The following is a 19,137-nucleotide window of genomic DNA, read 5'->3' on the forward strand; positions in this document are numbered from 1 at the left end:
TACAATGAGAAAAGTTAGCATAAAATTTTTAGGCGCATCAGGTACCGTAACTGGCTCTAAATTCTATTTAGAAACTCCTGAAATAAATATACTTGTAGATTGCGGGATGTTTCAAGGGCTAAAAGAGTTACGTGAAAAAAATTGGCAACCCTTACCTATCGAAGTTAGTAAAGTGGATGTAGTTCTATTAACACATGGTCATTTAGACCATACTGGTTATCTGCCTCGATTAGTAAAAGAAGGTTTTAAAGGACAAATTATCGCCACGGAACCAACATTATCAATTGCACGTATAATTTTGTTAGACAGTGCCAAAATTCAAGAAGAACAGGCCAACAAAGCTAATGAAGAAGGATATTCTAAACATCCCGTTGCACTACCCTTCTATAATTTAGAGGAAGCCGAAAATACTATAAAGCTTTTCTCTGGCCGTAAGAAAGATGAGTGGATCGAACTTTCCAAAAACATTAAATTTAAGTTTCAATTTAATGGCCATATTATCGGCTCAACATTTATACACCTAGAGATTTTTGAAAAGATTTTTATTTTCTCAGGCGATGTTGGCAGATTAAATGATGAACTATTGGCACCACCCGAAAGGCCAAAATGGGCAGACTACCTTTTCTTAGAGAGCACTTATGGAAATAAACTACACCCAAAAGAAAACATTACTGAAATTCTAAGTAATCTTATTCAAAAAACTATAAATGATAGAGGTACATTGATTATACCTTCATTTGCGGTTGAACGTCTACAGTTGCTTATGTATTTATTATGGCATATGTATAAGAAGAACAAAATACCCAATATTCCTATTTTCATTGATAGTCCTATGGGTAATAATGTACTTAACGTATTTCAACAATATCCAGATTGGCATAAGTTATCGATGAATGAATATGAAGCTATGTGCAATCATTTTACAATTATTACATCTTACGCAGATACATGGAAGACAATAGATGACCCGAGACCTAAAATCGTCATTGCAGGTAGTGGCATGGTTACTGGCGGTAGGGTACTCACCTATCTTAAACAATTAATTGATGAACCAAAAACAAAAGTATTACTCGTTGGCTATCAAGCTGAAGGCACAAGAGGTAGACAATTATTAGACGGTACACATGAACTTAAGATGTTTGGAAAATTTTATCCGGTAAAGGCCAGTATACATTTTATAGAGAGTTTATCTGCCCATGCAGACCAAGCTGAACTTTTACACTGGATAGATAACATTAAAAACATACCTGAAAATGTTTTTTTAATTCATGGTGAACCAGGTGCTCTAGATGCTTTCAAAGTAAAAATAAGAGACACTAAGGGTTGGGAGTGCCACATTCCTAAAATAAACGAAAGCATAAATTTATGGTTATAACTTCTTCAAATTAAATAAATCATTATAGATTAATGAACAACTGACCATTATCATATATATGATATTTTCTAAATCTTAACTTTGCATGATATTATTAAAAATACCAGTAACATGAAAAAGATATTCATCGTATTCTCATTTTTATTAGTGGGTTGTTCTTCTATAAGTTTAGTAGAAAATTGGAAGAACCCAGATATAGTTTTGTTCAATGCCAACAAGGTTTTATTGGTAGGTATGACGCAAAGTGAAGAAACTAGAGAAGATTTTGAAAGTCAACTGAAGAAAGAATTCACAAATCGAAATGTCGAGGCATGGCGTAGTATTGATGTTTTCGATTTATCACTAACTAATTCAAGAAAAACCGATAAAGAATTAGATGAAGTTGAACAAAGTCTTTTGGACAAAGATTTTGATGCAATTTTATTAACTAAAGTTACAGGTTCTGAAAATCGTGAAAACTTTATGAAATCTATTTCTCGCTGGGATGATCATCAATCTCGTTTTAATGACGATTATTTAGAACATCAAGGCATTTACTATGATGATGATTATTATGAAAAATTTACTGTATACCATGCTGAAACAACTTTATACTGCATCTGCGAGGGTAAAGAAAGAGCTATGATATGGAGAGGAGTTATCGATATCGCTGACCCAAATAACGTTGAAAAAGCCATTAAAGACTATATAAAATTAGTTATTTCAACTTTGGAGGAGCAAGATCTAATTTTCACCTCACAAGTAGATTAATTATCTCATTTAAAACAGTGGACTCAAAACTTTGCCAAAACCTTCTTTTAACTTTTTGCCCCAAGACCTTTTAATAAATTCATTATAGCGTAGTTCATTACTGGCCCTACAATCGTGTAGAAAATCTTCTTTTAAAAGTTTGGCAAACTCCTTATGATACATAATGGCATTTACCTCATAATTCTGTTCAAAACTACGGTCATCTAAATTTGCAGTACCAATTGATGAAATGGCATCATCACTCACCATAATTTTACTGTGTAAAAATCCGTCAGGGAAAAGATATATTTTAATGCCCGATTTTAAAAACAGCTCAAAATAAGAATGAACAGCCCAACTAACCACTCTATTATCAGCATTTTCAGACACCAGCAAACGAACATCAACACCGCTTAGGGCAGCTGTCTGCAATGCACGTATAAGAGATTGACCAGGTATTATATATGGGTTGGTTATATAAATGTACTTTTTCGCCATGTTTATCATAGAAAAATAGGTCTGTTCCATTACAGGAAAATCATCATCAGGACCTCCTGCCACTATTTGCACCAATTCATTCGAAACAGATTCTAAATTGCGTGACGAGAGTTCTAATGGCTGTAACAGTTTTGAACTCACTAAATACCAATCTGTCATAAAAACTTGATCGAGTTGTTTGGCCGAAGGACCCTCTAACCTTAAGTGCATGTCGTGCCATTTACCAAGGCCAACTTGGCCTTTAAGGTATTTATCAGAAATATTAATTCCGCCTGTGAAAGCTATTGTACCATCGACTACTATTATTTTTCTATGGTTTCGATAATTAAGTGAAGAGAAATATCGCCCAAATTTAAAAGGAAGAAATGAATATACTTCAACACCAATTTCAACTAATTGATTTAAGTAGTTTTTACTTAAAGAAAAACTGCCGATACCATCATAAATTAATCTAATAACAACGCCTTCTCCTATTTTTTTCTTGAATAATTCAAACAGCTTAATGGCCAACTCACCATCTTCAAAAATATAATATTGAATATGAATTTGAATCGTTGCATTTTCTAAAGCATAAAATATAGCTTCAAAAGTAGTTCTACCATCTTTCAATAAAAGTAGTTCATTGTTCGATGTTGGTGGAAAATGTGAACTCTTATAGCAGAGCGTCATCAATTTACTATACCTGCCATTGAAAACATTTTTTTGTGATGCATTAGGCCATGGTAGCTTGGAGAACATATTTTTCTTAAGGCGAATTAGTTTACGCTTTCTTCTATTGCGACCTAATAAAAGATAAAATATTATACCACCAACAGGTAATGCGAAAATCGCTAAAAGCCATGCTAAACTCTTAGTTGGTTTGGCGCCGTAAAGAATAATAGATAGCACTATAAATAAAGTTAATAGAACATATATACCAACAAAAATTGTGGTCCACATAGGCTTATTGATTCGAAAAGAGCTCTTTATATAACTTCAAGATACATTAAATTGTTCAACATAAAATAATTACATTCAGTCAAAAAACCAACACTACGGCAAATTCAATTAACGAACTATTATAGAAGGCTTCAATTAAATTGAAGCCTTAATTACTTAAACTATTTTGATGTTTATGGAAATGTCATTAACTAAAACCTTAAAAAGCTTATTGCGTATAAAAATCTAGCTCTGCTATGGCGGCTGAACTACCATTACCTGCAATCTCATCAGCCTGTAATTTAACGAAGCGTGTAGAAAAACTTTGCTTAAACTTATGAATGCGTTGTGTTGGGTCATTGATCAGGTTTCCAAAGATAAAGGTGCCTTGTTTCGTCCAATTTTCGCCATCATCACTAGAGAAAATAGTTCCTTTTTGAATCATTCCGTCAGCAGTTGAATTCGGCGGTGTATAAGCGAAAGATTTGATTTCTATTTTCTTGCTCAAGTCAATACAAACAAATTCGTTCTTGCCTTTCAATTTTGACTGCCAATAGGTTTTTGGATCTTCATCAAAAAATAGATGGGCATCATGCCTATCTAGTGCACTACTCGTTGAAACCAACTTCCATGGCATTTTGGAGATTCCGAATTTAATACTAGCTACACTTCCTTTTTTTTCATTGTTAATTGCGATAGCTTTTAATTCTCCTTCACCAAATAAAAATGGTTCTGTAAACAAACTAGATTCCGCAGAAGGTTCTTGACTATCTGTAGTGTAGAATATCCGCATTCCTTTATTTAGATTAGCACCTGCATTTTCGCCATTAGGATTCCATCTAAAATCAGACATCTTAGGTACGATAGTAACTTCTCCTTTACTGTTTCTAGTAAATTGTAATTGTGGTGGCCTACTTTCAAAATAATGCGCTGAAACATGTTGTAGCACGGGAATAAATCTTGTTTCAAGAATGCGTAGGCGAAGTTTGGTTGTCGTTACTTCTGGAAACCTTAATATTCGCTTATACCCTATATTAGTAGCATTGGTTACTTCTTTCCACACACCATCTATCCAAGCATCTAATGCGTGTTTAGATACGCGTTCACCAAATATCTTTACGTTCTCTTGAATAAGAAACCTGTTGATCTTCGTTGCCTTAGGTAACGTTAGCTCAACCATCGGTTGTTCCCCCTGCAGAACCAAATTGGTTTCTTCATCATTATCTAAAAGCTCCTTTGGCCCCTCTGCACCTTCCAATAAGTTAACGCCGTACGTTTCCTTAATTCTTTCACCGGTTTCTTTTAAGACCTGAACATCTTGGTCTGAAAATTTACCTTCACGATTAGGAGGAATATTTAATAGAAAAATAGAATTTCCCCCAACAGACCTTTCATAGATATCAAAAACATCATCTGTAGTTCTTACTTTTTGATCAGTGTCATCTCTATAAAACCATCCTTCGCGTATTGAAGTGTTGGTCTCAGCAGGCTGATAATGTAAAAACTTACTGGCTGCCATTTTCTCCAAACTTCCAACATCTTCATCCGTAATATCTGCGAACAAGTTCATTGTTCTAGGGTCCTCCTCATAAGGTACAACGTTCCACTCCGTATCTCTTGTGGCCCCAGCTTCATTACCGCACCAACGTGTACCCTCCTTGCCAAATACGACAGCATTGGGTGCCAATTTGGTAATCAGTTTTTTCCAATCCCTATATTTATATTGCTGATTCCCCTTACGCTTAGGGTGGGCACCATCAAACCAAACCTCATCTATAGGGCCATACTCAGTTAGCAATTCAAATAATTGATTTAAAAAATATTCATTGTAATCATCCACTTCAAACTCAAAAGTGATTTTATTCTCAAAGGGTCTACCAACTATTTCTCCAGGTATGGTACGTTTGGTGTATTGGCTCAAATTGCCATAGAGCCCTTCTGTATTTTCTATTTGAAATAAATCTGCTGGGGAAAGATAAACTCCCAGTTTTATACCGTATTTCTTACATGATTCTGATAATTCTTTCAACACATCTCCTTCGCCATTTTTGTATGGCGAGGACATTACTCCATGTTTTGTATACCTACTTTGCCATATTACAAAACCATCGTGATGCTTGGCTGTAATGATGACTTTTTTCATACCAGCATCTTTCATGGCCATACACCATTGATCCGTATCGAGATTTTGAAGATTGAAAATAGCAGGGTCTTCCATACCGCTACCCCATTCCATTTTGCTGAAGGTATTTGGTCCAAAATGAACAAAGGCTATAAACTCATCTTTTAAAGCATCGTACTGGTTTTTTGTAGGAACAACATGAGTTGCCTTAAGTTTAATGGAATCTTGGGTATCATCTGCATCGAGGGCAATCGTATTTTCTGTTTGCATTACTAAAATCTGTTTAGCCTCATTTGCACACGAAGCAAATAGCAAACACAAAACTGAAATACTTAGAAAATAACTATAGCTTTTTGAAGCTTTTTTAACCATACTGATAAATTATGAAAATGAAAGAAAATAAATTTTTATTGATAATTTCAAAACTAAATTTATTTTTGAATAAAAACCTACCATGAGCTGACTATAATCAAAAGAATTTATATCAATCAATTAAACTATATACATTAATAACTAGTTAACCACTAAATTAGATAGCCTTAAAAAATATTTAATTTTAACTAGTAATTCGACCGTCCTCCATTTCAATAATATAATCGGTTCGATTCGCAAAATCCTCATCATGGGTAACAACTAAAAGTGAAAGACCTCCCTCCTCTTTCAATCGTTTAAATATGTTAAAAACATTATCAGAGTTATAACTATCCAAATTCCCTGTTGGTTCATCCCCCATAAGAATAGAAGGGTTATTTATTAATGCTCTTGCTATGGCAACTCGTTGTTTTTCGCCACCGGAAATACGGGAAGCTTTCTGTTTTGCCAGATTTTCGATACCCAACATTTTTAATTTTTGAATTGCATCAAACTCAATCTCTTGATTCGTTTTTCGAGCCAACTTTTTTGCAGGTAACATTACATTCTCTAGAACACTGAATTCAGATAATAAATAATGGAACTGGAACACAAAACCAATATGCTCATTTCTAATTAGCGATAATTCACTTGGCAATCTACCGGTGACCAATTTTTCATTTAAGTATAACTCGCCGGTATACTCAGTATCCATAGTAGAAAGTATGTAAAGTAATGTAGACTTACCCGAACCTGATTTTCCCATAATAGAGGCAAATTCTCCCTTTTTTATTGCAAATGAAATATCTTTCAAGACATGAAAGTCCTTAGGTTTTAGAAAGTGCTTATTTATGTTTTTGGCTTCTAATACTTTATCCATTTTCAATTCTCTTAAGTACCTCTAATAATTTTTACCGGATCTATACGCCTAGCTTTATTAGAAGGCAGCCAACCAGCAATAAAGGTTGACAGTAAGGCAAAGACAATTCCTATTACATAATAGGTTATACTAAAATTGACAGGATACGTTGTAATTGTTGGCAGTGCTTCTGTCTCGAACGCTAGCCCATCAATAATAACGGATAGAACAAAACCTAAAATCAATCCTAAAATTCCACCCACAATACCAATTATCATGGCCTGACTCATAAAAATGAACTGCACATCTCGGCCCGAAAATCCAGTTGCTTTTAAAATAGCGATATCTTTCATTTTTTCATAAATGAGCATATTTAGAATATTATAAATTCCAAATCCTGCTACAATTAGCAATGTTATAGAAACTGCATATGTTATTAGATTTCGAATATTTGTACCTGTTTCGAATTGGGCATTCGCTTCATTAATATCCGTAGCGGTTACATCAAATTGTTTTTCTAAAATTTGTGCCATGGTAGGGGCATCTTCTATTGTATTAAGTTTAATATTGATATCGGTGACGTAATTCTGTGCCTCTCCTAAAATCTGTTGTACTGTTTTTAAATTACAGAAGCTTTGTATATTATCGATATCTGCAATTCCGCTTTGATAAATACCGACGATTTTCAAAGGAAAAATACCGCCTTTCACGGTGCTTATTTGGACTCTCTCACCTACAGATAATGACATTTTACTTGCCAGCCCAGACCCTAATAAAATACCATTATCGGTACTTTTCAATGCTTCAGGGGTACCATCGACAATATAGTCACGCATATTCGATAATCTGGTTTCTTCCATAATATCTACCCCAACCAATGTACCACCTAAGTCAATGGCACCAGATAGGTAAAATATTTGTGCCCGTACTTGTGGTGTCGCCCCCTTTACATTATCCTTTTTTTTTAAATAGTTAAGAATAGGTAGGGCATTATGAATTTTCTTTTGCCCTTGCTTAGGTTTTATAGAGCTTATCATATATACCGAATTCTCGAAACCTTCAAATAACGAAATTGGTTGATTAATGGTTGGCTCTATTTCATTATATAGATGAATATGGGGAGTTTGGTTTAAAATAAGACTATCTAACATATTATTTAAACCTGTCATAAAACTGACCATGGTTATGTAGGCACCTATACCAAAAGTGACACCTAAAGATGCAGTAGCAGTAGATTTCATCTTAGTAAGAAGATGTGTTTTTGCAATATTCAGTATGACCCTCCAGTTTATCATTCTTTTGGCTTTAATAGCAATGTATTCTCTGTTATACCTGAAACAATCTCTACCCTTTCTAAATTTTGAAAGCCTACCTCAACATTTACTAAACCTTCTTCTGTTTCTACTTTATCACCATCCATTAAATATTCTATAGGAATGGTAAGTGCATCTTCTTTTTCCGCAATTACAATATTACCCTCACCAGCTAAACCAGGGTATAATATAGCAGGGTATTCTGTAAAGCGTGCTTCAATTGTAAAAGTCTGTGAACGTTCATCTTTTTGAGGATATATTTTGCTCACCTTTGCGGTAAATAATTCTTTAGGGTAGGCATCTAAAGTTATAAGTGTAAGCTGGTCTATTTTTATCTTAATGATATCTACCTCATCTATTAGCATTACTATTTTAAAGTTAACGGCACTACCTATTGCACCTAAAGGTTCTAAAGTATTTACAAGTTCACCAGGCTCCTTATATAGGGCATATACCCTTCCTTTAATTTTGCTATTTACCATGTAATCATCAGTGATTATTTTTGTAGTAGAATAGCTGTTTTTAGCTTGCGCTATTTTTGTTTCCAAGTCATATTTGGTTCGAACATATTTTGCATTCTGCTGCTTTAGCTGATTTTCTGAAAGCTCATACGCCAACTTTCTAGCATCAAATTCTGCCTTAGACCCAATATTTTGTTCCCAAAGCCGCTTTTGTCTAATAAAATTGATGGAATCATTCTTGAATCTTAACCTCGCCGCATAAATTTCATCTTCAATATCCTTTAATATGGCGGCATTGCCTTGTACATTTTCTTTAGATTGTTGCAATGATAAATAGGCATTCTCAGCATTTAATTTAGGTGCACGATCATTAATCTGTAGAATAGCATCTCCTTTATCTACTAGATCTCCTTCTTCCACTAAATTATCATCAAGAATACCAGCAACAACGGCATAAATTTGATACAAACTATCTGGCTGTATCGTTGCAGATGCATAAACTGAGGATGTTAACTTTGTTTTTTGAGGAAAAATTTTTTCCTGTTCTTGGTTACAAGAAAGGCAAAGCAAGAAAAGTATACTGATTTTCAAATTTTGCATGAAATATAGATTGTGAACCTTCAAAATAAATCTAAAATCTCAATTAATACTATGAGTAAAATCATATCTACTAAATTTAAACCAAAGAAATAGTAGAACTCATATTGCAGATTTAAAATTTGATTAAGACTATCCAATCTTTGAATCTAATCATCTATGATCACAAACACCTTTTAGTATGTTTTTTATTGAAGTGTTACGTGTACTAAGCTAGGATAGAGATCAGGCTTTCAATTAGAAAAATATCATTCAACACTTTGGATTCCTCATCCTTTTAAAAGATGCTATTCGGCTTTTCAAGTGCTGTGATAATCTATAAAACAGGTAATTACAATCAAAAGACATCATTAAAAATCAACCTAAACTTTATTAATTCAGTAACAAACTATGAAATATGACTATTATCATAAATCACGTTCATTATTTCAAATAGCTTTGAAGTTATTAGTTATTTTCAAGGTAAGAAATTGTGTAGACCTGTACCTATAAAATGAAGAATCTGACAGCAAATTTTAGAATAATTTTCATCGTTTCATTCTAAATACAAAAACATTCAAATCATAAATGGCCATTTTAAAACTTCCAACACAAAAAGAAATTAAAAGGTATGCTACGTTATTAAACGTACTAGTTAAATATGGTTTTGAAGATGTTTTGTCCAATAGTGCATTTAGCAAAATAATACCAAAGAAGTATTTAGAAAACCATCCTGATATAGAACAAAACCTATCTTTTTCAAAATACGAACGTATTCGAATGGTGTTGGAAGAGTTAGGGCCAACCTACGTAAAATTAGGACAGATATTCAGTACTAGAGAAGATATGCTTCCCGCTGAATTAATTACAGAGCTCGAAAAATTGCAAGATCACTTGCCTATGCTAAAAAACTTCGATGTACTGAAAACTATTGAAGCAGAACTTGGCACAGAAAACTTTCGGTATTTCGCAACTATAAACATAGAACCATTAGCAGCAGCTTCTCTTGCACAGGTACACCGTGCACAGCTAATAAATGGTGATGAAGTTATTTTAAAGATTCAACGACCCAATATTGAAGAGATCATAGAGTCAGACCTGCTGGTGATGAAACAACTTGCCCACAGTCTTGAAAAATATAGTAGTCAAGCAGAAGCGTTGCAACCGCTACGAATTATAGAATCTTTTGAACGTAGTATAAAAGAAGAACTTCAATTTTCGAGAGAATTGAAAAACACCGTACAATTCACTGAAAACTTTGAAGGCAATATGCATATTCACGTACCAGATATATATGAGGACTTATCTAATGATAAGATTATTTGTATGGAATTTATCGACGGTATTAAAGTATCGGAGATCGCGACACTCAAAGCTGCTAATATTGACCCCAGAGCGGTAGCAAAAATCGGGGTTGATCTATATTTAGAACAAATTTTAGAACATGGTTTCTTTCATGCCGACCCTCATCCTGGTAATATTTTTGTACTACCAGAACTAGGAAAAATCTGTTTTTTAGATTTTGGTATGATGGGCACTATTATGCCGAACGAGAAAGAAGTCTTAAGTGACCTACTACTCCACTTTTTAAGTAAAGACATCAAGAAAATAATTTCTATACTTGAAAAGATTGCCATAAAAACTAATATACCGGATTACATAAAACTAGAACAAGATTTATACATTCTAGTCGAGGGAATTAGTAATATGGCAATTCAAAACATTAAACTAGGTCCTACCTTATCACAGTTTAAGACCGTTTTATATGAAAATAGAATAATTATGCCGCACTATCTCTATATGCTTATTCGTGGTATTATTATTATAGAGGGCGTAGGTCTTAAACTAGACCCTGAATTTAATATAACAGATAACTTAAAGCCTTACACAAAAAAGATACTACGCAGTCGATTCAGCTTAAAATACCTTTTTAAAAAGAGCCTAAACCGTATTAAAGACATTAATAATTTAGTTGACACCCTACCAGATGATATCAATATCATCCTTAAAAAAATAAAGGAAGGAAAACTAGTAGTAATACATGAACACAAAGGACTTAAAGAATTTCAACTTGCTACAAGTAAAGCAGTTAACCGTTTGGTATTTGCAGTTATCATTGCAGCTTTATCAATTGGATCATCTCTTTTGGTCATGTCTAAAATGCCTCCGTTAGTGAACGGAGTACCCCTATTAGGTGCCATAGGTTTTGTATTGTCCGCTCTATTAGGATTTTATATTGTCATTTCCATATTCAGAAACGATTGATTTTAACAGTAAGAAAAAATGGATGAATTTGAGAGTATATTAACAACACTAGACCCATACATTTTAGGGGTGTTCATTAGCTTAGGCATTGGTCTTATTTTAGGATTGGAACGAGAATACAACAATATTAAGGGAGATTATGGCTTTGCAGGTATACGTGCATTCCCGATAGTCACCATTTTGGCCTTTTCATTAGGTAGTCTTACTGAACTATTTTCTTTTTGGTTGTCAATTATAAGCTTGGGTACTTTTATTCTTTTTCTAGGGTTCAATCACTTTTATAAAGAAGAAAATAGCTTTGAACGAAGTTTCACGACCAATTTAGCCCTTATAGCCACATTTATGCTTGGCCTAATGGTTTCTGCGGAATACTACCGTAATGCAGTGGCAACGGCAGTTATAATTGTCACATTACTCTCGCTTAAGACACGATTTCATTCGGTCATTAGTAACATTACTTCCGAAGAACTTTTTGCTTTTGTAAAGTTTTCTATCATAGCTCTTTTAATATTGCCTTTTTTACCAAATAATACCTACGGACCAAATGATTTGATAAATCCGTTTGAGATTGGATCTATCATTGCTATAGTCTCTTTCCTGAATTTCATAGGCTATTTTTTAGTCAAATTTGTAGGTTCAAAAAAAGGGATTTTATTGACAGCAATACTTGGCGGATTGATATCTAGTACTGCCGTTACATGGAGTTATGCTTCTAGAAGTATTGAATCTCCAGAACTGTCACGAAAATACGCTGCAGGTATTATCATCGCCTCGGCCATTATGTTTCCAAGGCTTGCCCTATTAACATATATCTTCAATAGTTCACTTCTCAACTATTTGATAGTACCTTTTGGAATTTTCACATTGATATGTCTAATAGTAGCATTGTTTTTAATAAAAGAAGATACCCATAAGCTCGACACAGAGATTAAATTAGGAAACCCTATGAACCTTCTTAACGCAATAGGATTTGGGCTTCTTTATGTTATAATTCTATTGGCTGTTTTTTATAGTAATAATTTTTTTGGAGAAAGTGGTTTGTATTATTCTGCTATAATTGCCGGGTTAGCAGATACAGATGCCATCACTATAAGTTTGGCCAAATTTGCTTTAGATGGAGAAAAACTAAAACTTGCTTCATCGGTTATTGTTGCAGCAACTATGAGTAATATGCTGGTTAAATTGGGAATTACCCTAATCAAGGGCTCTAAAATTACTGGGAAATTGGTCGGTTATACTTTTGGAAGTATTATCGTAATCGGAATTTTATATTCTTTTATTATAAACAGATAGTTCAGATTATCCGATATCAAAGCTTATCTATAAACACAACATTTTATGGTCTAACATACGTGAAATTTGAAGCCATTATGATTATTCTATTTTAATTCGCTCGGAATGCCATAATTCAACAAATCTTATACAAACAACTTGATATGAAAAATTCGGAAGATTTACTCAAAAGTAAAAATAGTTAGTAAAGGCTCCAAAATAAGACGTTTGCTACATCAAATCATTGCTAATCTTATACTTAGTATTTTTATAAATTCAAACGCTTATTAAGTGAAATTTTTACAACTCATTATAAATAGCAGCAATTTCCTCACTATATTTTTCCCTAATCACTCTTCTTTTTAGTTTTAATGTAGGTGTTAGTTCGGCCAAAGAACCGTCTTCATGAATTGGCAGCCAAGGTGTGGCTATAAGTTTAAATTTCTTTATCTGTTCTATATGGCCAAATTCCGGATTATAACTATCAATCACTTTCTGAAATTTACGAATCACTTTTTCATTTCGTATCATTTCCTCTAATGTGGCCCACTCCATTTTTTTATGGAGGCACCAATTTTTCAATGCTTCTTCTGAAGGGATAATCAAAGCCGAAACAAACTTTTGCTTATCCCCAATAACCATCATCTGTTCAATCAAAAAATCTTCCTTTATCCGATTTTCAATGGGTGCAGGAGCTACGTACTTTCCTCCTGAAGTTTTCAACAATTCTTTCTTCCTATCCGTAATCTTAAGAAATTCTCTTCCATCAGGTCCTTTAATGAGTTTTCCGATATCACCTGTACGAAACCATTTTTTACCATCAATTGTCTGGAATACCTCGGCATTTATTTCTGGTTTTTGATAGTACCCTAGCATTACGTTTGGGCCATGAGCCAAAATTTCTCCTTCATCTTCCTTATACTCTCCTGACTTTGTATCAATAAACAACTCTACACCATCAATGGCAAACCCAACCGTTCCAATCATTGCTCCATTTGGTTCCAAACTATTACCGGTTAAGGTCGGTGAGGTCTCCGTTAATCCGTATGCTTCTCTAATAGGAATACCAGCTGCACAAAAAACACGTAATATTTTAATGGGACAAGGAGCGGCACCAGTAATGACCTGCCTTACATTACCCCCTAAAGCTGCCCTCCATTTACTAAAAATCAATGAATCGGCCACCTTCCATTTCAAACTTGCCATAATAGATAACTGCTGGTCTATCACATAATCATCGGTTAGGTCCAAAGCCCAAAAAAATAAATTTCTTTTAGCACCTTGCAATGCCAAACCTTTATTATAAATGGCCTCATAAATCTTTTCCAATAATCGTGGAACAGTTGTAAAAGCCACAGGACGAACCGCTACCAAATCCCCATCTGGTCCACTTAAATTATTTGTCCCACAGAAAAATACCGATACTCCTTTATAGCAATAACAAAAAGAAACGGCTCTTTCATAGATATGACATAGTGGAAGAAAACTTAATACGTTTTCTTGGGGTTTAGCAACTATTAATTCTGAGGTAGCTATAACAACATGCATAATATTGGTATGGCTCAGCATAACTCCTTTTGGTTTTCCAGTAGTTCCAGATGTGTAGATAATGGTTACTAAATCATCTCCTTTTATATTGGATTGAATGCTCTCTAAGCTTGCAATACCTTTAGTTTCAAAAATAGTTTTCCAAAAAGGGTTGCCGTTCAGTCCATCAAAGGTGTAAATATGCTTTAACGTAGGTACTACTTTCTGAGTTTCTGATAGTTTATCATACAAATCCAATGCCCCACAGAAGGCTGCCTTCACTTCGGCCTCATTTAAGATGTATTCATATTCCGAGACACTGATCGTAGGGTATAAAGGAATACTAATCATTCCGGCCATTTGGACAGCATAGTCCATGATAATCCATTCTGGCCTATTTTGATAGGAAACAATAGCGACCTTATCTCCTGGTACAAGTCCTAATTTAAGTAATCCCGCCGCAGCTTGTTCTGCAGTATCCTTTAATTTTTGTGTACTGTACGATTCCCAATTTCCATCTTTATTCCTTCCGCTAATGGAAGCTTCTAATGGATTATTTTTTAATTGATAATCGAGTAAATCGAAGAGTCTGGTCATTGGTTTGGTTTATTTTGGCAAGTCTGAATATACAAAATAAAGTGCACTAATTCATAAGGGTCGTTAAGGTATTGGATAGCTATCATTCAAACATAACACTTATAAATTCGGCCACACAGGCAGGCTTGTCAGCCCCCTCAATTTCCACTGAGCAGTGCCATGTGACTTTGACACCGTTTTTGGGATATTCCTCAATTGCAGCAACTTTTCCATTCAATCGTAACTTACTATCGACCAAAACGGCATTTGGAAAACGAACCTTATTCAAGCCATAGTTTACTCCCATTTTTACTGATTTAACCTGTATAAGATCCCCGAGCATTTTAGATAATAGGGACACCGACATAAAGCCATGTGCAACTGGATTTTTAAATGGTGAGAATTTGGTCGCCTTTTCCACATCTACATGTATCCATTGAAAGTCTAAGGTTGCCTTTGCAAAATCATTTATCATTTCTTGAGTAATGGTAATCCATTCACCTGACGGAAGTGCTTTTCCTTCGTAGGTCTTAAATTCCTTTAAATCATCTAAAACTAGTTTAGTCATTTTTCTATCGTTTATCGTGAAGTTCCACCGTCAATGGTCAAGCAAATTCCAGAAACAAAACGTGCCTCATCTGAGGCTAAGTATAAATAGCCGTATGCTATATCGACGGGCTGTGCAACCGTTTTTAAAGGTATACTTGCCTTAATCGCCTCAAAATGTTCTTGCGGAATTTTTTCGACCATATCGGTCATGGTAAAGCCAGGAGCTATGGCATTTGCTGTTATACCATATTTACCCAGTTCCATTGTCCAGGTCTTTGACATGGCGATTACACCTGCTTTGGTAGCCGCATAATTCGTTTGACCAAAATTACCTCGCAATCCCACATTGGATGCCGCACTTACAATTCTTCCATATCTATTTGCCTTCATATACGGTGCAACTGCCTGCGTACAAATGAACACCCCTTTCAGGTTCACCTCGATAACAGCGTCAAATTCATCTTCGGTCATTTTTTCCAAGGTGCGGTCCCTTGTTATTCCGGCATTATTAATTAGGATATCAATTTTACCATATTTGGAATTCACCTGTTCAAAGAGTGCTTCTACAGCCAATTTATCGGTTACCGAAACGGTATGAAATTCTGACTTGCCACCGGTCGAAATAATATCATTGGCTACTTCTTGTCCTTTGGGAAGCAAATCCATGATAATCACCGTAGCACCTTGCTTTGCGAACAGTTCGCAAATAGCCTTTCCGATTCCTTGTGAACCTCCTGTTACAATCGCTATTTTATCCTTTAATCTCATATCTCTTAGTATTCATTAGTTACTCTTGGTGCGTTTGAAAAATTCTACTTAAATCCTGCTCTCTAAAGAAATGTCGGGTACAATTATCTTTCGATGATGACACAATCTGACCTTTCTATATAGCCAACCAAAATGTATCACAAGTTAAACTAGGTATATTATCTTTTCAGATTTGAACAACCATTTTTCCTTTCACCTTTCGGTTCATCATTTCCTCCAACGCTTCTTTAGCATCTTCTAAGGGAACTAATTTATGAATATGTGGTTTTAACTTACCTTCTCCATGCCATTGCATGAGGATCCTTGTATTGGCCATATTATCCTTGGGGTATTTCATTGCGAATCCGCCCCAAAAAACACCAACAATAGATGCTCCTTTTAGCAAGGGCAGATTTAATGGAATCTTAGGTATCTTACCAGCTGCAAAACCTACAACAAGAAATCTACCATTCCATGCGATAGCTCTTAGTGCTTGTTCGGAAAAGTCACCCCCAACAGGATCGTATATCACATCGACACCTTTTCCATCAGTTAGTTCCTTTAGGGTCGATTTCAAATCTTGGGTGGTATAATTAATTCCTTCATCGGCGCCGTACTTCTTGCAGAGTTCTAGCTTTTCTTGAGTAGAGGCCGCTGCAATTACCTTGGCCCCCATTAATTTCCCTAGTTCAACAGCGGCCAGACCAACCCCTCCAGAGGCACCCATAACCAACAGCGTCTCCCCTTCCATTAACTTTGCCCTATCTTTTAGTGCATGGTAAGAGGTGCCATAGGCCATCATAAAAGAGGCCGCTATAGGATAGTCCATTTGAGGTGGTTTAAGAAAACAAGCGTTCTCTGGTACGATAACTTCTTCCGCCAAACCTCCATGTGCCACAAAGCCAAAAACGGCATCGCCCACCTTTAAATGGGTCACGCCATCACCAACTTTCTTTACCACACCTGCTATATCGCTTCCTGGAGTAAATGGCAACTCCGGTTTAAATTGGTACAAGCCTTGAATGATTAGTGTGTCCGGGAAATTTAATCCACAAGCCTTCACTTGAACTACTACTTCTTTTGGGCCTGCATGCAAGGAATCTATTTCTTGCAACTTCAAATTGGAAGGTGGACCGTATGTTTTACATCGTAATGCTTTCATTATCTATATTTTCCTATTTATATTTAAATGGATCCCGAATAGTCTCAATCCTCAATAACCTTCAACACCAATTTACCCAATTTGTCGCCAGAGAAAAGCCGATTATAGGTTTCAGGAAAGTTCTCTATTCCTTCATAGACATCCTCACGGGTCTTCAACTTGCCTTCCGCCATCCATTTGCCCATTTGTTGACCGGCTTCCCCATATCTTTGGGCCCAGTCAAATACCACCATCCCTTGCATAGTAGCCCTATTCACCAATAACGAAAGATAATTGGTTGGTCCTCTCATATTTTGCTTGTTATTGTACTGGGAAATCGCCCCACAAACAACCACCCTTGCATGCATTCGTAATCGTCCCAAAGCTGCGTCTAAAATCTCCCCACCAACATTATCAAAATAAACATCCAATCCTTTTGGACATTCTTGCTTCAAACGCTCCTTTACATCTTCGTTTTTATAATCGATGCAAGCATCAAAGCCTAAAGTATCAACTACATATTTACACTTATCAGTGCCACCAGCAATGCCAATTACGGTACACCCTTTTATCTTTGCTATTTGTCCAACAATACTGCCCACTGCGCCAGCTGCGCCAGAAACCACGACAACATCTCCTTCTTTAATTTTGCCTACTTCTAAAATTCCGAAATAAGCGGTCATTCCAGGCATTCCCAATGTGCCGATATACGTGGGCAATGGTGCTAACTTTGGGTCTACTTTATAATATCCTTTTCCATCGGTCGCAACATATTGTTGTACACCTCCATGACCTGAAATGAAATCCCCTACCTTGAATGTTAGGTGATTTTTTACTTTTATGACCTCACCCACCGAACCTGCACGCATTACATCGCCAATTTCTACTGGCGCGATATACGATCTTCCCTCATTCATCCATCCACGCATAGCGGGGTCAAGAGAAATGTAATGATTCTGTACTAGGACCTGCCCCTCCTCTAATTCCGGAATAGGATTTATTTCTAAGGACCAAGTGGAAGCATCTGCCGCTCCTACCGGTCTCTTTACAAATATCTGTTGTCTGTTCATATTGTTTGGTTTATCTATTTTTTGTTTTTATTGGTAAAACTTTCTACATAAGCCTTCATCTTGGACCTTATTTCGGGTTTCCACCACAATATGGATGCTTCTTTCAATGAGTTCTCTGCATTCAATTCGAGTTTATCCCATAGATGCTTTCTCAGTTTTTTCTTGGTATTTATCAAGATTTCCTGGTTTACTTTCAAATAGTGCTTCATCTGTTTTTCAGCACGTTCCAAAACCATATCCAAAGGAACCAATTCATCTACCAGACCAGAAGCCAAGGCTTCCTTTCCGTTCAATAATTTCCCTTCCATAATATACCGATGTGCTAACCCCTCACCTATCCAAAAAGCATAGATTTCTGTGAGATTTTGACTGATTTGAATATTTACGGCCACCTCGTTTAAGCCAATAACATAGGAATCACCCTCTGCCATATAGCGATTATCACTGGCAACGGCCAAAACACATCCGCCAGCTGGAGAATGCCCCGTTATTGCTGAGATAAAAGGTTTTTTAAACTGTACCAATTGGAGGTATAGCTCTCCAAAAGCAGTGAAAAATTCCTGTATTTGCTTTTCGTCATATTGATATAATTCGATTAAGTCCAATCCTGCCGAAAAATAATGCGTTTGTCCAGTTAAGATTACACCCTTTACTCCTGGGTCATTTTCTAACTTCCTAAAAACCTCCCTCAGTTCGTTCACCATCTCATGATTGATGGCATTTACTTTCCCACGGTTCATTTGAACTATCGTGTAATTTTCCCTTTTAGTGAGTTCTAATGTATTCAT

15 protein-coding genes are annotated in these 19,137 nt (G+C 35.5%); 4 read left to right on the forward strand and 11 right to left on the reverse strand.

Features of this window, described 5'->3' with window-relative positions; all coding sequences use genetic code 11:
• The first annotated feature begins 4 nt into the window (after positions 1-4).
• Both AACZ41_RS07515 and AACZ41_RS07520 read left to right on the forward strand, forming a co-directional pair.
• Positions 5-1,375, forward strand: coding sequence for an MBL fold metallo-hydrolase (locus tag AACZ41_RS07515; RefSeq protein WP_339627767.1), 1,371 nt, complete (start codon positions 5-7; stop codon positions 1,373-1,375).
• A gap of 111 nt (positions 1,376-1,486) precedes the next feature.
• Complete coding sequence (locus AACZ41_RS07520) at positions 1,487-2,125, forward strand: hypothetical protein (protein WP_339627768.1); 639 nt, start codon at positions 1,487-1,489, stop codon at positions 2,123-2,125.
• Between the two features lie 9 nt (positions 2,126-2,134).
• Here AACZ41_RS07520 and cls read toward each other — a convergent pair whose 3' ends face one another.
• The 5 genes from cls to AACZ41_RS07545 form a co-directional block, all read right to left on the reverse strand.
• Positions 2,135-3,541, reverse strand: coding sequence for a cardiolipin synthase (gene cls / locus AACZ41_RS07525; RefSeq protein ID WP_339627769.1), 1,407 nt, complete (start codon positions 3,539-3,541; stop codon positions 2,135-2,137).
• A 208-nt stretch (positions 3,542-3,749) separates the two neighbouring features.
• Positions 3,750-5,912 carry an alpha-L-fucosidase gene (locus tag AACZ41_RS07530; RefSeq protein ID WP_339627770.1) on the reverse strand — a complete coding sequence of 721 codons (2,163 nt, stop codon included), beginning with the start codon at positions 5,910-5,912 and terminating at the stop codon, positions 3,750-3,752.
• Between the two features lie 286 nt (positions 5,913-6,198).
• On the reverse strand, positions 6,199-6,873 hold the full coding sequence (locus AACZ41_RS07535; protein WP_339627771.1) for an ABC transporter ATP-binding protein: 675 nt from the start codon (positions 6,871-6,873) through the stop codon (positions 6,199-6,201).
• Between the two features lie 11 nt (positions 6,874-6,884).
• Positions 6,885-8,147 (reverse strand): FtsX-like permease family protein, encoded by a 1,263-nt coding sequence (locus AACZ41_RS07540; protein ID WP_339627772.1) that lies wholly within the window; start codon positions 8,145-8,147, stop codon positions 6,885-6,887.
• Positions 8,144-9,226, reverse strand: a complete 1,083-nt coding sequence (locus AACZ41_RS07545) for an efflux RND transporter periplasmic adaptor subunit (protein WP_339627773.1) — start codon at positions 9,224-9,226, stop codon at positions 8,144-8,146. The genes AACZ41_RS07540 and AACZ41_RS07545 overlap by 4 nt, the downstream gene beginning before the upstream one ends.
• Before the next feature lie 564 nt (positions 9,227-9,790).
• On the opposite strand from AACZ41_RS07545, the gene AACZ41_RS07550 reads away from it, so the two are divergent.
• On the forward strand, positions 9,791-11,467 hold the full coding sequence (locus tag AACZ41_RS07550; protein WP_339627774.1) for an AarF/UbiB family protein: 1,677 nt from the start codon (positions 9,791-9,793) through the stop codon (positions 11,465-11,467).
• A gap of 18 nt (positions 11,468-11,485) precedes the next feature.
• Positions 11,486-12,760, forward strand: coding sequence for an MgtC/SapB family protein (locus AACZ41_RS07555; protein ID WP_339627775.1), 1,275 nt, complete (start codon positions 11,486-11,488; stop codon positions 12,758-12,760).
• A 279-nt stretch (positions 12,761-13,039) separates the two neighbouring features.
• Here the strand turns inward: AACZ41_RS07555 and AACZ41_RS07560 are convergent, their stop codons facing one another.
• The 6 genes from AACZ41_RS07560 to AACZ41_RS07585 form a co-directional block, all read right to left on the reverse strand.
• Positions 13,040-14,863, reverse strand: a complete 1,824-nt coding sequence (locus AACZ41_RS07560) for a long-chain fatty acid--CoA ligase (protein WP_339627776.1) — start codon at positions 14,861-14,863, stop codon at positions 13,040-13,042.
• An 82-nt stretch (positions 14,864-14,945) separates the two neighbouring features.
• Positions 14,946-15,410: a MaoC family dehydratase gene (locus tag AACZ41_RS07565; protein WP_339627777.1), complete on the reverse strand. Its 465-nt coding sequence runs from the start codon at positions 15,408-15,410 to the stop codon at positions 14,946-14,948.
• 11 nt (positions 15,411-15,421) lie between these two features.
• Positions 15,422-16,159 carry a 3-oxoacyl-ACP reductase FabG gene (gene fabG, locus AACZ41_RS07570; protein WP_339627778.1) on the reverse strand — a complete coding sequence of 246 codons (738 nt, stop codon included), beginning with the start codon at positions 16,157-16,159 and terminating at the stop codon, positions 15,422-15,424.
• Between the two features lie 166 nt (positions 16,160-16,325).
• Positions 16,326-17,300, reverse strand: a complete 975-nt coding sequence (locus AACZ41_RS07575; protein WP_339627779.1) for an NADPH:quinone oxidoreductase family protein — start codon at positions 17,298-17,300, stop codon at positions 16,326-16,328.
• A gap of 44 nt (positions 17,301-17,344) precedes the next feature.
• Positions 17,345-18,349, reverse strand: a complete 1,005-nt coding sequence (locus AACZ41_RS07580; protein ID WP_339627780.1) for an NADP-dependent oxidoreductase — start codon at positions 18,347-18,349, stop codon at positions 17,345-17,347.
• Between the two features lie 14 nt (positions 18,350-18,363).
• Positions 18,364-19,137, reverse strand: coding sequence for an enoyl-CoA hydratase/isomerase family protein (locus AACZ41_RS07585; protein WP_339627781.1), 774 nt, complete (start codon positions 19,135-19,137; stop codon positions 18,364-18,366).

This window comes from uncultured Maribacter sp. (assembly GCF_963974015.1).
GTDB lineage: Bacteria > Bacteroidota > Bacteroidia > Flavobacteriales > Flavobacteriaceae > Maribacter.

Coding starts and splice junctions, on each gene's coding strand:
- AACZ41_RS07515 (WP_339627767.1), top strand. CDS start 5: ATGAGAAAAGTTAGCATAAAATTTTTAGGCGCATCAGGTACCGTAACT.
- AACZ41_RS07520 (WP_339627768.1), top strand. CDS start 1,487: ATGAAAAAGATATTCATCGTATTCTCATTTTTATTAGTGGGTTGTTCT.
- cls (WP_339627769.1), bottom strand. CDS start 3,541: ATGTGGACCACAATTTTTGTTGGTATATATGTTCTATTAACTTTATTT.
- AACZ41_RS07530 (WP_339627770.1), bottom strand. CDS start 5,912: ATGCAAACAGAAAATACGATTGCCCTCGATGCAGATGATACCCAAGAT.
- AACZ41_RS07535 (WP_339627771.1), bottom strand. CDS start 6,873: ATGGATAAAGTATTAGAAGCCAAAAACATAAATAAGCACTTTCTAAAA.
- AACZ41_RS07540 (WP_339627772.1), bottom strand. CDS start 8,147: ATGATAAACTGGAGGGTCATACTGAATATTGCAAAAACACATCTTCTT.
- AACZ41_RS07545 (WP_339627773.1), bottom strand. CDS start 9,226: ATGCAAAATTTGAAAATCAGTATACTTTTCTTGCTTTGCCTTTCTTGT.
- AACZ41_RS07550 (WP_339627774.1), top strand. CDS start 9,791: ATGGCCATTTTAAAACTTCCAACACAAAAAGAAATTAAAAGGTATGCT.
- AACZ41_RS07555 (WP_339627775.1), top strand. CDS start 11,486: ATGGATGAATTTGAGAGTATATTAACAACACTAGACCCATACATTTTA.
- AACZ41_RS07560 (WP_339627776.1), bottom strand. CDS start 14,863: ATGACCAGACTCTTCGATTTACTCGATTATCAATTAAAAAATAATCCA.
- AACZ41_RS07565 (WP_339627777.1), bottom strand. CDS start 15,410: ATGACTAAACTAGTTTTAGATGATTTAAAGGAATTTAAGACCTACGAA.
- fabG (WP_339627778.1), bottom strand. CDS start 16,159: ATGAGATTAAAGGATAAAATAGCGATTGTAACAGGAGGTTCACAAGGA.
- AACZ41_RS07575 (WP_339627779.1), bottom strand. CDS start 17,300: ATGAAAGCATTACGATGTAAAACATACGGTCCACCTTCCAATTTGAAG.
- AACZ41_RS07580 (WP_339627780.1), bottom strand. CDS start 18,349: ATGAACAGACAACAGATATTTGTAAAGAGACCGGTAGGAGCGGCAGAT.
- AACZ41_RS07585 (WP_339627781.1), bottom strand. CDS start 19,137: ATGAATACATTAGAACTCACTAAAAGGGAAAATTACACGATAGTTCAA.